Below are 13422 nucleotides of genomic sequence, written 5' to 3' on the forward strand. Positions count from 1 at the left end.
CTGAGGGAGGCGCGGATGTTCGGACAGACGAGCACGACCACGACCACACCACCACCCACCGAACGCGGTCTGGAGGATCTCGACGCGGCGGCGATGGCGTACGCGGCCCGGATCGCCGGGCTGCCGCCGGAGCGGCGGGGGGAGGCCCGGGACGACCTGGTGCGCTTCGCGCTGCCGTTCGCCGGCCGGCTGGCCCGCCGGTACCGGGGGCGGGGGGAGCCGCTGGAGGACCTGGAGCAGGTGGCCCGGCTGGGGCTGGTCAACGCCGTCGACCGCTATGACCCGGAACGGGGCTCGTTCACCGCGTACGCCGCGATCACCATCGTGGGCGAGATCAAACGGCACTTCCGGGACCGCACCTGGGGCGTCCACGTGCCCCGCCGGCTGCGGGACCTGATCCTCGAGGTGGGGCAGGCCACCGCCGCACTCACCAGCGAGCTGTCCCGGGCCCCGTCGGTGGCCGAGCTGTCGGCCCGGCTGGAGACCCCGCAGGAGGAGATCCTCGCCGCCCTGGAGTCGGCCGCCGGCTACAGTCCGGCCTCGCTGAACGCGCCGGTGGGTGGGGAGAGCTCCGCCGAGTTCGGAGACCTCGTCGGCGAGTCCGACAACGCGTTGGAGTCGGTCGACGACCGGGTGACGGTGAGCGGTCTGCTGCACCGACTGCCCTGGCGTGAGCGACGGATCCTCGCGATGCGCTTCTACGGCAACCAGACCCAGGCGGAGATCGCCGCCCGGTTCGGCATCTCGCAGATGCACGTGTCCCGGCTGCTGTCGCGGGCGCTCACCTGGTTGCGCCAGGCGATGCTCGCCGACGCGCCGCCGCCGTGGCAGAACGGCGCCGCCGAACCCGACCCGGGCAAGACCCGGATCTCGGTCAAGCAGGACGGCGACTCGGTGGTGGTCGAGGTCGGCGGCGAGATCGACCGTGACGGCGCGGACCAGCTGCGCCGGGCCATGCTGGAGGCGGTCACCGGCCAGCCCAGCGAGGTCGTCGTCGACCTGGTCGGCGCCGGTGGTTTCGACGCCGGTGGGATCGCCGCGCTGATGGCCGGCCGGGACGCGGCGGAGCGGACCGGGGTGCCGTTGCGGCTGACCCGGGTCCAGCCCGCGGTACGCCGCTCGCTCACCGCCGCCGGCCTGTCGCCGGCCAGGGACTGACCGCACACTGACGAACGAAGGGCCGACACCCCGCCGGGTGTCGGCCCTTCCGCGCGTACCCCTGGTCAGCGCTCGTCGGGGTTGCCGTCGCTGTGCGGGTGCCGCCAGCGCTCGTGCGGCTTCGGCGCGTCCTCGGCGTCCTGCGGCGGGTCGGACTGCTCGAAGCTCGGCCGGCGGACGCCCTCGGGCTCGGGCACGTCCACCGGCCGGGCGCCGGAGCGCGGCGCCGGCTGGTAGTCGACAGCGTCGCGGGCGCCGTGCGCGCCCTCGGCGGACGGCGACTCCGGGACGTGGTGCTCCGTCCGCAGCTCCTCGGCAAACTGCTGCGGCGGCTTGGTGGTGCGCTGCGGCAGGTCGCGGCCCAGGTCGGCGACGAGTGGGCCGTACTTCAGGTCGAAGGCGGGGCGCTCGGAGCGGATCCGGGGCATCCGGTCGAAGTTGCGCAGCGGCGGCGGGCAGCTGGTGGCCCATTCGAGGGAGTTGCCGAAGCCCCAGGGGTCGTCCACCGTCACCACCGCCCCGTAGCGCCAGGACTTCCAGGCGTTGTAGATGAAGAAGAGGGTGGACAGGCCGAGGATGAACGCGAAGATGCTGGAGATCGTGTTCAGGGTGGTGAAGCCGTCGGTGGGCAGGTAGTCGGCGTACCGGCGGGGCATGCCCTCGGCGCCCAGCCAGTGGTGCACCAGGAAGGTGCCGTGGAAGCCGATGAACATGGTCCAGAAGTGCGCCTTGCCGAGCCGCTCGTCGAGCAGTCGCCCGGTCATCTTCGGCCACCAGAAGTAGTAGCCGCCGAAGAGGGCGAAGACCACAGTGCCGAACACCACGTAGTGGAAGTGCGCCACCACGAAGTAGCTGTCGTGGGTGTGCCAGTCGACCGGCGGGCTGGCCAACAGGACGCCGGTGAGGCCGCCGAGCAGGAAGGTGACCAGGAAGCCGATGGCGAACAGCATCGGCGTCTCGAAGGTGAGCTGGCCCTTCCACATGGTGCCGATCCAGTTGAAGAACTTCACACCGGTGGGCACCGCGATCAGGTAGCTCAGGATGCTGAAGAACGGCAGCAGCACCTGGCCGGTGGCGAACATGTGGTGCGCCCAGACCGTCATGGACAGCACGGTGATGGCGATGGTGGCCAGCACGATGCCGGTGTAGCCGAAGAGCGGCTTGCGGGAGAAGACCGGAATGATCTCGGTGATGATGCCGAAGAACGGCAACGCGATGATGTAGACCTCGGGATGGCCGAAGAACCAGAACAGGTGCTGCCAGAGCATCGGGCCACCGGTGGCCGCGTCGTACACGTGCGCGTTGAGCAACCGGTCGGCCGAGAGCGCCAGCAGCGCGGCGGCCAGCAGCGGGAAGACCAGGATCACCAGCACGCTGGTGAACAGCATGTTCCAGGTGAAGATCGGCATCCGGAACATGGTCATGCCGGGCGCGCGCAGGGTGAGGATCGTGGTGATCAGGTTGACCGCGCCGAGGATGGTGCCGAGCCCGGAGACGACCAGCCCGAGCACCCACATGTTCGCGCCCACACCGGGGCTGTTCTCGACGCTGCTGAGCGGGCTGTACGCGGTCCAGCCGAAGTCCGCCGAGCCACCCGGGGCGAGGAAGCCACCGACCACCATGAGGCCGCCGAAGAGGTACAGCCAGTAGGCGAGCGCGTTGAGGCGGGGGAACGACACGTCCGGTGCGCCGATCTGGATCGGCACTATGTAGTTGGCGAACCCGAACGCGCCGGGCGTGGCGAACAGCAGCAGCATCACCGCGCCGTGAGAGGTGAAGAGCTGGTTGTACTGCTCGGAGGAGAGGAACTGCATCCCCGGGCGGGCCAGCTCGGCGCGCATCAGCATCGCCTGGAGCCCGGCCAGCAGGAAGAACCCGAAGGAGGTCAGCAGATACAGCAGGCCGATCTGCTTGTGGTCGGTAGTGGCGAGGAACTTGATCAGGGAGTTGCCGGGGACCGGCGCTCGTACCGCTCCCGGGAACCCCCCGAAACGGGCCGGTGCCAGGATCGCCGGGCCCCGATCGCGACCGGGTTCCGTGGTTACCCGCTTGGGCATGGCTGCTCACCCCGTCGTGACGGCAGAAAGGACGGGCGTGCCTACCCGGCCCTCGCACCACTTAACCAGGCCAGAGCGGTAATTTCGGTCAGAACGCTGGTACCGGGCGCAAGCGCCTCGAACGCTCAGGTTGCCGGCAGCATCGCCCAGACGGCCTTGCCCGGCCCCGCCGGCACGCTGCCCCACCGCTGGGTCAGCTCCCGGACCAGCATCAACCCCCGCCCACCCTCGGCGTGCAGGTCCGTCCCGCCCGCCCGGGCCTGGGCGCTGCTGCCGTCCACCACCGCCAGGTGCAGATACGGCCGGCGCAGGGTCACCGTCACCTGCATCGGCGTGCCGGCGTGGCGCACCACGTTGCCGACCAGCTCACTGAGCACCAACGCGGCCGGGCCGGACGCGTCGGGCAGGTTCCACCGCGCACACGCCTCGGTGACCAGCTCCCGGGCCCGCCGGCAGGCCCCGGCGACCGGCTCCAGCCGGGCCCGCATTCGCAACGTGGACGTCGTGCCGGCCAACCGGGTCGCCTCCGCGCAGTCCGCGGAGACCGGGAGCACTCGGCACGTTGTCGACTCGGCCAGCCATCGTGCGGCGATCGGCGACGGGGAGCAGAGCAGCACCGGCACTGCCGGCCACTCCTCGGCCCGGCGGGCGGTCGCGGCGAACACGGACAGCGCCAACCGGTCCTCCACGTTCACCCCGGCCATGTCGACCACCAGGGCCTCCGGCTGATCGACGAGCGCGTCGCTGAGCGCCTGGTGCACCGAGCGCATCGTGCCCAGGTGCAGCGGGCCGGCGAGCCGGACGACCGCCACCGGTGCCGTGGTGCGCACCTCGCAGGTGATCCGGCTGGACATCGGGCGCCTCAATTCGCTGCTGGGTCGGGATCTGCCAACTACCCGAGGCCGTTCCCGATCAAACCGGACCCCACGGCGGGGCGAGGCAGGTCACGTCCCGCAACCCCAGGTCAGCGACGGGGCCGACCGGTCAGGACGCCCAGCGCGACCAGGCCGACGCCGAGCCCCAGGTGCAGCCAGCCGTCGGCGTCGTTGACGGGCAGCACGTTCGCCCCGGTGTCGTGGTCCACCGCCAGCCCGTAGAGCCAGAGCACCAGGTAGACCGCGCCGCCGCCGATCAGGAACGCCCGAGCGCCGGTGACCGTCCGGGCCAACAGCAGACCCACCACCCCGTACGCCAGGTGCACCAGGTTGTGCAGCACCGACACCTGGAAGACACCGAACAGGTACGCGCCCGAGTCGTGGCCGGCGAAGCGCAGCGTGTCCATCCCGGTGGTGATCCCCGGCACGAAGCCGAGCACGCCGACCAGCAGGAACAGCACCCCCGCCGTGGCCGCCGCGCGACGGACCGGCGGTTTGCCGTCGGCCGGGTTGGGTCGGGCCCGGGAGTGCGCCATCGGTCCGACCATTCCCGGCTCCTCGTCGTGCGGCGGGCATGAGCGCTGCCGGCTACCCGCTGGCGCGACCGGCAAACCGGCCGGCCCCGCCGTCGGTCAGGCCGGCAGCAACCTCGGCGCGCTCGCCGACTGCCGGACCCGCTCGTACAGCTCGACGTAACGCTGCGCCATCACCGCGGGCGTGAAGCGCTGCGCGGCCACCCGCCGGCACTCGTCGGGGTCGAGCAACTCGGCGGCGAGGACGAGGTCGTCCAGTTCCTCCTCGTCGGTGGTGAGCAGCCCGGTCCGGCCGTGCTCGATCAGCTCCGGCAGGCAACCCCGGGCGGTGGCCACCACCGGCGTGCCCAGGGCGAGCGACTCGACGACCGCCGTGCCGCCCGGCTCCTCCCACCGCAGCGGGAACAGCGACGCGCGGGCGCTGGCGAGCAGGTCGTCGCGCTCCTGGCCGGCCACGGTGCCGACCCAGCGGACCAGGTCACCGTCGACGTGCGGTGCCACCTCGTCGAGGAAGAACCGCACGTCCGGGTTCTGTCGGGCCTCGTCGCCGGCCGCGGCCAGGTCGGCCGGCCGATGGTACGGGCCCACGGGCCCGGCCAGCACCAGCGGAACACCGACCCGGTGCGCGAGCCGGGCACCCACGTCCTGGCCCTTGCCCGGGTTGATCCGGCCCAGGATGAGCAGGTGCTCGCCCTTGTCCGGAAGGGGCTGCCGGTCGGCGTCGACGGCGAGCGGCGTGGACAGGTGCACGTGCCCCACCGAGTGCTCCCGCAGCGCCAGCGGGGCGCGGGCCAGCTGCGACGCGGAGACACCGTTGACCCGGACCCGGTCGCCGCCGTCCAGGCTGCCGTAGAGAGCCGGGTGCTTGGCCAGGTCCCAGTGAAGGGTGTGCAGGGTCGGCGGACCGGCCGGCCCCATCGCGGCGAGGGTGGCCAGACCGACCGCCTCGACGTGATCGTGCACCAGGTCGATGTCGTCGCGGGAGTGCAGCTCCCGGACCACGCCAGCCAGGTGCGCCTGGGCGATCCCGCAGACCTGGTTGTACGGCCGCTGCAACGCGGCGAACTGCCCGTCGGCGAAAACCGAGATCTGCTCGTCCACCGGCAGCGTGCTGCTGCCCACCGAGGCGAGCACCACCCGTACGCCGAGTCGCCGCAGCTCCGGCACCAGCGTGGCGATGACGTTCTCGATGCCGCCGTACCCGGGCGGTGGCACCGACAGCCACGGGCCGGCGTTCATCAGCACGGTGAGGCTCGTCGGGCTCACGCGGCGGCCACCCGGCGGCGCGGCACCCGGTGGCGCAGTTCGGCCAACGGCGGGCGCTCCTCGATCGACACGTCGCTGACCACGATCTCGCGGTCCAGGTTCGGCAGGGTGTCCGAGCCACCGCGACGGAACTGGGTCAGCAACGCCTCCGGCGAAAACCCGGGGGTCGCCCAGCCGCGCCGTTGCAGCCGGGACCAGGCGGTCAACATGATCTGCGCGGACATCCGGCCCAGGGCGGCGGTGTCCTGATGGCGGTGCTTGCGCTCACCGAGGTCGACCTGCGCGAGCGCGTCCAGGCCGACCAGGTCGAGCAGGTCGATCATCATGGCCGTCTCCACCCCGTAGCCGGAGACGAACGGCACCTGGGCCAGCACGTCCCGGCGGGCCGCGTACTCGCCGGCGAGCGGCTGCACGAAGCCGGCCAGCTCCGGCCAGAAGAGGTTGAGCAGCGGCCGGGCCATCAACTCGGTCACCCGCCCCCCGCCGTCCTGCTCCACGCTGGCGGTGCCCACCAGGGGTCGGTGGTAGAAGCCCTTCACGAAGTCGACCGACGGGTCGGTCAACAGCGGGCCGAGCAGCCCGCTCACGAAGTGCGGCCGGAACTCCCGCAGGTCGGCGTCGATGAACGCCACCACGTCGCCCTCGGCGGCGGCCAGCCCGGCCCAGAGCGCGTCGCCCTTGCCGGTGAGCCGGGGCAGCCCCCGGGTCATCGCGTCCTGACTGACCACCTCCGCGCCGGCGGCGCGGGCCACCTGCGCGGTCCGGTCCGTCGAGCGGGAATCCACAACGATCAGCTCGTCGACCAGGGCCACCCGATCCATCAGGTGCTCCCGGATGGTCGACACGATCGCGCCGACGGTGGCCTCCTCGTTGCGCGCCGGCAGCACCACGCTGACCCGGGTCTCACCTTTGGCACGCATCAGCCGACGGGTCGGCCAGTCGGCCGCCGACGTCGTCCGGTACGTGGCCCATGCCTCCACCACCGGCGACACGCTCGATGTCATATCCCGCACGGGCACCCCTCCGTTCGTGCGTGGAAAAACCGAATTTGGTTATTCCCATTCCTCACCACGCGCTAACCGCTTTCTCGGCAACAGCTTGATCACAACGGTGACATCTCCGCGTTCCCGGGGGATGAACGTTTGATTGCGCACATGCCAGGGGACTGCTCCCATCGCTCATGAAAGGTCTTCAAAGGGGTGCCGAATGCAGGAATGCCGGGTGGGTCTGATCGGAGCCGGGGGAGTGGCACAACGTCACGCCCGGGTGCTGGCCGGCTTCGACGACGTCGAACTGGTCGGCGTCACGGACGTCGCGCCGGAGGCCGCGGCCGCGCTGGCCGCACAGCACGGCGGGCGGGCCTGCGCCGACGTCGCCGAGCTGCTGGCCACCGAGCTGGACGCCGTGTACGTCTGCGTGCCACCGTTCGCCCACGGTCCCGCCGAGGAGGCGGTGATCGAGGCGGGGGTGCCGATGTTCGTGGAGAAGCCCGTCGCTGTCGACCTGAGCACCGCCGAGCGGATCGCCGACCTGGTCGCGCGGCGTGGGCTGCGCACCGCCGTCGGCCACCACTGGCGCTACCTGAGCCTGCTCGACCAGGCCCGCGACCTGCTCGCCGACCGTCCGGTGCGGATGGTCAGCGGCGCCTGGCTGGACAAGGTGCCCCCGGTGGCGTGGTGGTCGCGGCGGGACCGCTCCGGCGGGCCGGTGGTCGAGCAGGCCGCCCACGTGCTCGACCTGATCCGTGTGCTGGCCGGCGAGGTGACCGAGGTCACCGCGTACGGCAACGGCACCCCACCGCCGGTCGACGGCGCCGACATCGACTCGGTGACCACCGCCGCGCTGCGCTTCGCCGACGGCGCGGTCGGCACGCTCAGCGCCGCCTGCGTCCTCGGCTGGAAGCACCGCGCCGGCCTGGAGATCCTCGCCGACGGGCTGGCCCTCGCCATCACCGAGGAGGGGCTGTCGATCCGCGACGCCGACGGCGAACGACACGTCCCCGCCGACCCGGAAGCGGCCCGGGTGGCGGTGGACCGCGCCTTCGTCGACGCCGTCCGTGGCATCGGCGACGACGTGCGCGTCCCGTACGCCGAGGCCCTCGCGACCCAGCGCCTGGCCCTCGCGGTGGCCGACTCGGCCCGGACCGGCACCACAGTGCGGCTCGCCACCGCGACCGCCCCGGCGGTGCTCGGCAGCGGGGTGACAGTCGATGCGTGACAAGGTCGTGGTGGTCACCGGCCCCGGCCGGGTCGACCTCATCGAGCAGGACGCCGCCCCGCTGCGCCCCGGCACGTTCCGGGTCGAGACGCTGTTCAGCGGTGTCTCCGCCGGCACCGAGCTGAGCTACGTCAAGGGCACGAACCCCTACCTGAACGTCACCTGGAACGCCGACCTGGGGCTGTTCCAACCGGGTGCGGCCAGCACGCCCTACCCGGTCACCCGACTCGGCTACATGCAGGTCGGCCGGGTGGTGGAGAGCGAAACGCCGGCCATCGAGGTGGGCACTGTCGGCGCGATGACGTACGGGCACCGCACCGGCTGGCTGGCCGACCCGGTCGCCGAACGGTTCGTGGCGCTGCCCGACGACCTGGACCCGCTGCTCGGCGTCTACGTCGCCCACATGGGCCCGATCTGCGCCAACGGTCTGCTGCACGCCGCCGCCGACCTGCACGGCACCGACGTCCGGACGCTCGGCGACGGGGTACGCGGCCGACGGGTAGCCGTCGTCGGCGCCGGTGTCGTGGCGCTGCTGACGGCGTTGTTCGCCCGCCGCAACGGCGCCGCGTCGGTGGTGGTGCTCGACCCCACCCCGCACCGCCGCCAGGTCGCCGAGGCGCTCGGTCTGGAAACCCTCGACCCCGACGCGGACGACCCGGCCGTGGTGCTCAAGACCCGCTGGGCGCACACCGCCGGCGACCGGGGCGCCGACGTGGTGTTCCAGTGCCGGGGGCAGGCGTGGGCGCTGCACCTCGCCCTGCGGCTGCTGCGGCCCCAGGGCACCGTGATCGACCTCGCCTTCTACCAGGGCGGCGCGGACGCGGTCCGCCTCGGTGAGGAGTTCCACCACAACGGCCTGTCGCTGCGCTGCGCCCAGATCGGCCGGGTGCCGCGGGGGCTCGCGCCCACCTGGGACCGCGAACGGCTCTCCGCCGAGACCGTCGACCTGCTCAGGACGTACGGCGACGCGATCCGCAAGCACCTCGTCTCGGCGGTGGTGCCGTTCGACGAGGCGCCCGCCCTCCTCACCGACCTGGCCGACCGTCGCCGCCAGGAGCTTCAGGTGGTGCTCGCCACCTGACCCGCCTTCGCCGCGTGCCCGGGGCGGCTACCGTTCGCGACATGAGCACCGTGCAGGACCGGCCGGTTCCCGGCGACACCTCGACCGACCGGCCGGTCGACGGCAGCCCGACGGGCCGGCCGGTCGGCCTGGCCGCGTTGCTGCCGTACCTGCGGGAGCACCGCGGCACCCTGGTCGTGGTGGGCGCGCTGTCGCTGATCGGCTCGGCGGCGTCGCTGGCACAGCCGCTGCTGACCCGGTCGGTGCTCGAGCGGATCGGCGCCGAGCAGAGCGTGTCCCGGCTGGTGGCGGTGCTGGTGGCCCTCGTGGTGCTCGGCGCGGCGATCGGCGGGCTGCGCGACTACCTGCTGCAACGCACCGCCGAGGGAGTGGTGCTGGGCACCCGGCGCCGGCTCGCCGGTCACCTGCTGCGGCTGACCATCGCCGAGTACGACCGCCGACGTACCGGCGACCTGCTCTCCCGGGTCGGCTCGGACACCACGCTGCTGCGGGCGGTCGTCACCTCCGGGCTCTTCGAGACGGTCACCGGGGCGGTGACGGTGGTCGGCGCCGGCACGGCCATGGTGCTGCTCGACCCGCTGCTGTTCGGCGTCACCCTGCTCGGCGTGGCGCTGGGGCTGGTCTTCGCCGCCACCTTCGCCCGCCGGGTCCGGGCGCTGGCCCGGGTCGCCCAGGAGCGGATCGGCGAGATGACCTCCGCGGTGGAGCGGGCCATTTCGGCGGCCCGGACCATCCGGGCCAGCCGCGCCGAGACCCGGGAGACGGAGGCCGTCACCGGTAGCGCGCGGGAGGCGTACGAGGCGGGGCTGCGGGTGGCCCGGGTGCAGGCGCTGGTCGGCCCGATCGGCTCGGTCACCGTGCAGGGCGCGTTCCTGCTGGTGCTCGGCATCGGTGGGGCGCGGGTAGCCGCCGGGGCGATCTCCGTCGGCGACCTGGTCGCGTTCGTCATGTACCTGTTCCTGCTGGCGCTGCCGCTGGGTCAGGTGCTGCGGGCCTACACCCAGTTGCAGTCCGGCCTGGGCGCCCTCCAGCGGATCGAGGAGATCCTGGCCGTACCCGCCGAGGGCGCGGACGACCGGCCGGCGACGGCCGCCGCGACGGCGACCCCGCGCCGGTCGACCCCGATGATCGAGTTCGACCGGGTGGGCTTCGGCTACCCGGGCGGCGAGCCGGTGCTGCACGAGGTCAGTTTCGCGGTCCCCGCCGGCACCCGGACCGCCCTGGTCGGCCCGTCCGGCGCCGGGAAGTCCACACTGCTGGCCCTGGTCGAGCGCTTCTACGAGGTGAGCGCCGGCGCGATCCGACTCGACGGCACCGACGTACGGGACCTGCCCCGCGACGCGCTGCGGGCCCGGCTCGGCTACGTCGAGCAGGAGGCCCCCGTGCTGGCCGGCACGCTGCGGGAGAACCTGCTGATCACCACCCCGGACGCCACCGACGACCGGTTGCGCGACGTCCTGGACGAGGTCAACCTGGGCCACCTGGCGCAGCGCACCCCGCTGGGCCTCGACGTGCAGGTGGGGGAGGGCGGCGTGCTGCTCTCCGGAGGTGAGCGGCAGCGGCTGGCCATCGCCCGCGCGCTGCTCGCCGGCCCGCCCGTGCTGCTGCTCGACGAGCCGACCAGCAACCTCGACTCCCGCAACGAGGTCGCGCTGCGCCGCGCCATCGACGCCGTGGCCGTCCGCCGGACCCTGTTGATCGTGGCGCACCGGCTCGCCACAGTTGTCGACGCCGACCAGATCGTCGTCCTCGACGGCGGCCGGGTGGCGGCCGTGGGCACCCACGCCGAACTGACCGCCACCGACCCGCTGTACCGGGAACTCGCCAGCCACCAGCTGCTGGTCGGCTGACTGCGCCCCAGGAAGGCAGACTTGCCGGGCGGCCGGGCCGCGCGTGCCGCCCGGAATCGCGTACCGTTGCCGCTCATGGGTGTGTCGCAACGGTTCAAGAGCAAGTTCCGGCGGTTCCTCCAGCGCCCCGGCTCGACCGTGGATCTTGCTCCGCTGGAGAAACTGCTCCCGGCGATCGAGGCGCGCGAGGCTGACCTCACCGCGCTCGACGACGCCGAGCTGACCGCGGCCGCTGGCGCCGCCGCCGGCTACGAGGAGATCTGCGCCGTCGGCCGCGAGGCCGCCCGCCGTGGCCTCGACCAGCGGCCGTACGACGTGCAGCTGCTCGGCGCGATGTCGCTGCTCTCCGGCAAGGTCGCCGAGATGGCCACCGGTGAGGGCAAGACACTGACCGCCACGATCGCCGCGTACGGGCACGTCCGGCTCGGCAACGGCCCGGTGCACGTGCTCACCATCAACGACTACCTGGCCCGCCGCGACGCTCAGTGGATGGAGCCGGTCTACACCCTGCTCGGCCTGACCGTCGGCTGGGTCAACGAGGCCTCCACCCCGCAGGAGCGGCGCGACGCGTACGGCTGCGACGTCACCTACGTCTCCGTCAGCGAGGCGGGCTTCGACTACCTGCGCGACCAGCTGGTCACCGACGTGGAAGACCGGGTGCAGCCCGCGCTGACCACCGCCATCGTCGACGAGGCCGACTCGATCATGATCGACGAGGCCCGGGTGCCGATGGTCCTGGCCGGCGCGGTGCCGGGCGAGCAGGACCCGGTGCACGCCGCTGCCGCGCTGGTCCGTGGCCTGCGCAAGGTCAAGCACTACACGGTCGCCGAGGACGGGCGGAGCGTGGCGTTCACCTCCGCCGGCCTGGCCGCCATCGAGGCCAAGCTCGGCATCGACCTGTACGACGAGGAGCACGTCGCGCAGCTCTCCGCTGTCAACGTGGCGCTGCACGCGCACGCCCTGCTGCACCGTGACGTGGACTACATCGTCCGGGACGGCTCGGTCGAGCTGGTCGACGAGATGCGCGGCCGGGTGGCCCAGCGCCGCCGCTGGCCGGACGGCCTCCAGGCCGCTGTCGAGGCCAAGGAGGGGCTGGACGCCACCGCCGAGGGCGAGGTGCTCGGCACCATCGCCATGCAGGCGTACATCGCGCTCTACCCGAAGGTCTGCGGGATGACCGCCACGGCGGTGCTGGTCGGCGACCAGCTGCGGGAGTTCTTCGGTCTCGAGGTCGCGGTGATCCCGCCCAACACCCCGTGCATCCGCGAGGACGAGCCGGACCGCATCTACGCCACCCGGGCCGAGAAGGACGAGGCGCTGATCGACGAGATCCAGCGCTGGCACGCCAAGGGGCGGCCGATGCTGATCGGCACCCTGGACGTCAAGGAGTCCGAGGGGTTGGCCGCCGGTCTCAACGCCGCCGGGGTGCCCTGCGTCGTGCTGAACGCCAAGAACGACGACGAGGAGGCGGCGATCATCGCCGAGGCCGGCGCGTACGGCGCGGTGACCGTCTCCACCCAGATGGCCGGTCGCGGCGTCGACATCCGGCTCGGTGGCAGCGACCAGAGTGACCAGGAGCGGGTCGCCGAGCTGGGCGGCCTCTACGTGATCGGCAGCGGCCGGCACGACAGCCGCCGGGTGGACGACCAGTTGCGTGGTCGCGCCGGGCGGCAGGGCGACCCGGGCGGCTCGGTCTTCCTCGTCAGCCTGGAGGACGACCTGGTCGTCCGGCACGCCGCCGACTCGGTGCCGGCGTCGCCGCGGATGAACGCCGACGGCCTGGTGACCGACGAGCAGGTCGACTACGCGGTGGAGCACGCCCAGCGGGTCGCCGAGGGCGTCAACCACGAGATCCACCGCAACACCTGGCGCTACAGCGTGGTGATCGAGCAGCAGCGCAAGGCCCTCGCCGCGCGCCGCGAACGGCTGCTGACCAGCGACGTGGCCGCCGTCATGCTGCTGGAGAAGGAGCCCGAGAAGGCCGGCGAGATGGACGAGGACCTGCTCGCCCGTGCCGCCCGGTCGATCGCGCTCTTCCACCTGGACCGGCTCTGGGCCGAGCACCTGGCCGAGCTGTCGGAGGTCCGCGAGGGCGTGCACCTGCGCGCGCTGGGCCGGCTCGACCCGCTGGACGAGTTCCACCGGGCCGCCGTGCCGGCGTTCAACGACCTGATCCCGGAGATCGAGGCCCGCACCATCGCCACCTTCACCGAGACCGAATTCGATGAGGACTGGCAGCCCGACGACGGCACCCTGGTCCGGCCCACCGCGACCTGGACGTACCTGGTGCACGACAACCCGTTCGGGTCCGAGCTCGACCGACTGATCGCGTCGATCGGGCGGCGGCTCAGCGGCGCCTCGCGCTGACGTACCGGCCGTCGGGGC

At 72.6% G+C, this 13422-nt stretch carries 10 protein-coding genes; 5 read left to right on the top strand and 5 right to left on the bottom strand.

The features are described 5' to 3' along the window. Window positions 1–15 precede the first annotated feature (15 nt). The gene (locus NIE79_RS14675; protein ID WP_238679096.1) at window positions 16–1158 is read left to right on the top strand and encodes a SigB/SigF/SigG family RNA polymerase sigma factor; all 1143 of its coding nucleotides are present in this window, start codon (window positions 16–18) and stop codon (window positions 1156–1158) included. A 65-nt stretch (window positions 1159–1223) separates the two neighbouring features. Here NIE79_RS14675 and ctaD read toward each other — a convergent pair whose 3' ends face one another. The 5 genes from ctaD to NIE79_RS14700 form a co-directional block, all read right to left on the bottom strand. Continuing rightward, complete coding sequence (gene ctaD, locus NIE79_RS14680; RefSeq protein ID WP_238679097.1) at window positions 1224–3215, bottom strand: aa3-type cytochrome oxidase subunit I; 1992 nt, start codon at window positions 3213–3215, stop codon at window positions 1224–1226. A 125-nt stretch (window positions 3216–3340) separates the two neighbouring features. Beyond that, window positions 3341–4069 carry an ATP-binding protein gene (locus NIE79_RS14685; RefSeq protein WP_238679098.1) on the bottom strand — a complete coding sequence of 243 codons (729 nt, stop codon included), beginning with the start codon at window positions 4067–4069 and terminating at the stop codon, window positions 3341–3343. Window positions 4070–4179: 110 nt separating this feature from the next. Next, window positions 4180–4638 carry a DUF4383 domain-containing protein gene (locus tag NIE79_RS14690; RefSeq protein WP_372471548.1) on the bottom strand — a complete coding sequence of 153 codons (459 nt, stop codon included), beginning with the start codon at window positions 4636–4638 and terminating at the stop codon, window positions 4180–4182. A gap of 84 nt (window positions 4639–4722) precedes the next feature. After that, window positions 4723–5862: a glycosyltransferase gene (locus tag NIE79_RS14695; protein WP_238679143.1), complete on the bottom strand. Its 1140-nt coding sequence runs from the start codon at window positions 5860–5862 to the stop codon at window positions 4723–4725. A gap of 23 nt (window positions 5863–5885) precedes the next feature. Then, window positions 5886–6893 (bottom strand): glucosyl-3-phosphoglycerate synthase, encoded by a 1008-nt coding sequence (locus NIE79_RS14700; RefSeq protein ID WP_274524116.1) that lies wholly within the window; start codon window positions 6891–6893, stop codon window positions 5886–5888. Window positions 6894–7095: 202 nt separating this feature from the next. On the opposite strand from NIE79_RS14700, the gene NIE79_RS14705 reads away from it, so the two are divergent. The 4 genes from NIE79_RS14705 to secA2 all read left to right on the top strand — a co-directional run bounded on the left by NIE79_RS14705 (window position 7096) and on the right by secA2 (window position 13404). Then, a complete protein-coding gene (locus NIE79_RS14705; RefSeq protein WP_238679100.1) occupies window positions 7096–8106 on the top strand; it encodes a Gfo/Idh/MocA family protein in 1011 nt (336 codons plus the stop codon). Beyond that, window positions 8099–9187: a zinc-dependent alcohol dehydrogenase gene (locus tag NIE79_RS14710; protein ID WP_238679101.1), complete on the top strand. Its 1089-nt coding sequence runs from the start codon at window positions 8099–8101 to the stop codon at window positions 9185–9187. Before NIE79_RS14705 ends, NIE79_RS14710 begins: the two co-directional genes overlap by 8 nt. Before the next feature lie 41 nt (window positions 9188–9228). Then, complete coding sequence (locus NIE79_RS14715; protein ID WP_238679102.1) at window positions 9229–11037, top strand: ABC transporter ATP-binding protein; 1809 nt, start codon at window positions 9229–9231, stop codon at window positions 11035–11037. A 75-nt stretch (window positions 11038–11112) separates the two neighbouring features. Further along, complete coding sequence (gene secA2, locus NIE79_RS14720; RefSeq protein WP_238679103.1) at window positions 11113–13404, top strand: accessory Sec system translocase SecA2; 2292 nt, start codon at window positions 11113–11115, stop codon at window positions 13402–13404. Window positions 13405–13422 lie beyond the last annotated feature (18 nt).

Origin of the sequence: Micromonospora trifolii (assembly GCF_022229005.1) — a bacterium.
GTDB lineage: Bacteria > Actinomycetota > Actinomycetes > Mycobacteriales > Micromonosporaceae > Micromonospora > Micromonospora trifolii.

Excerpts from the sequence above, each read along its gene's own strand:
- NIE79_RS14675 (WP_238679096.1), top strand. The coding sequence starts at position 16 with ATGTTCGGACAGACGAGCACGACCACGACCACACCACCACCCACCGAA.
- NIE79_RS14690 (WP_372471548.1), bottom strand. The coding sequence starts at position 4,638 with ATGGTCGGACCGATGGCGCACTCCCGGGCCCGACCCAACCCGGCCGAC.
- NIE79_RS14695 (WP_238679143.1), bottom strand. The coding sequence starts at position 5,862 with ATGAACGCCGGCCCGTGGCTGTCGGTGCCACCGCCCGGGTACGGCGGC.
- NIE79_RS14715 (WP_238679102.1), top strand. The coding sequence starts at position 9,229 with ATGAGCACCGTGCAGGACCGGCCGGTTCCCGGCGACACCTCGACCGAC.
- secA2 (WP_238679103.1), top strand. The coding sequence starts at position 11,113 with ATGGGTGTGTCGCAACGGTTCAAGAGCAAGTTCCGGCGGTTCCTCCAG.
- NIE79_RS14700 (WP_274524116.1), bottom strand. The coding sequence starts at position 6,893 with ATGACATCGAGCGTGTCGCCGGTGGTGGAGGCATGGGCCACGTACCGG.
- NIE79_RS14685 (WP_238679098.1), bottom strand. The coding sequence starts at position 4,069 with ATGTCCAGCCGGATCACCTGCGAGGTGCGCACCACGGCACCGGTGGCG.
- NIE79_RS14710 (WP_238679101.1), top strand. The coding sequence starts at position 8,099 with ATGCGTGACAAGGTCGTGGTGGTCACCGGCCCCGGCCGGGTCGACCTC.
- ctaD (WP_238679097.1), bottom strand. The coding sequence starts at position 3,215 with ATGCCCAAGCGGGTAACCACGGAACCCGGTCGCGATCGGGGCCCGGCG.
- NIE79_RS14705 (WP_238679100.1), top strand. The coding sequence starts at position 7,096 with ATGCAGGAATGCCGGGTGGGTCTGATCGGAGCCGGGGGAGTGGCACAA.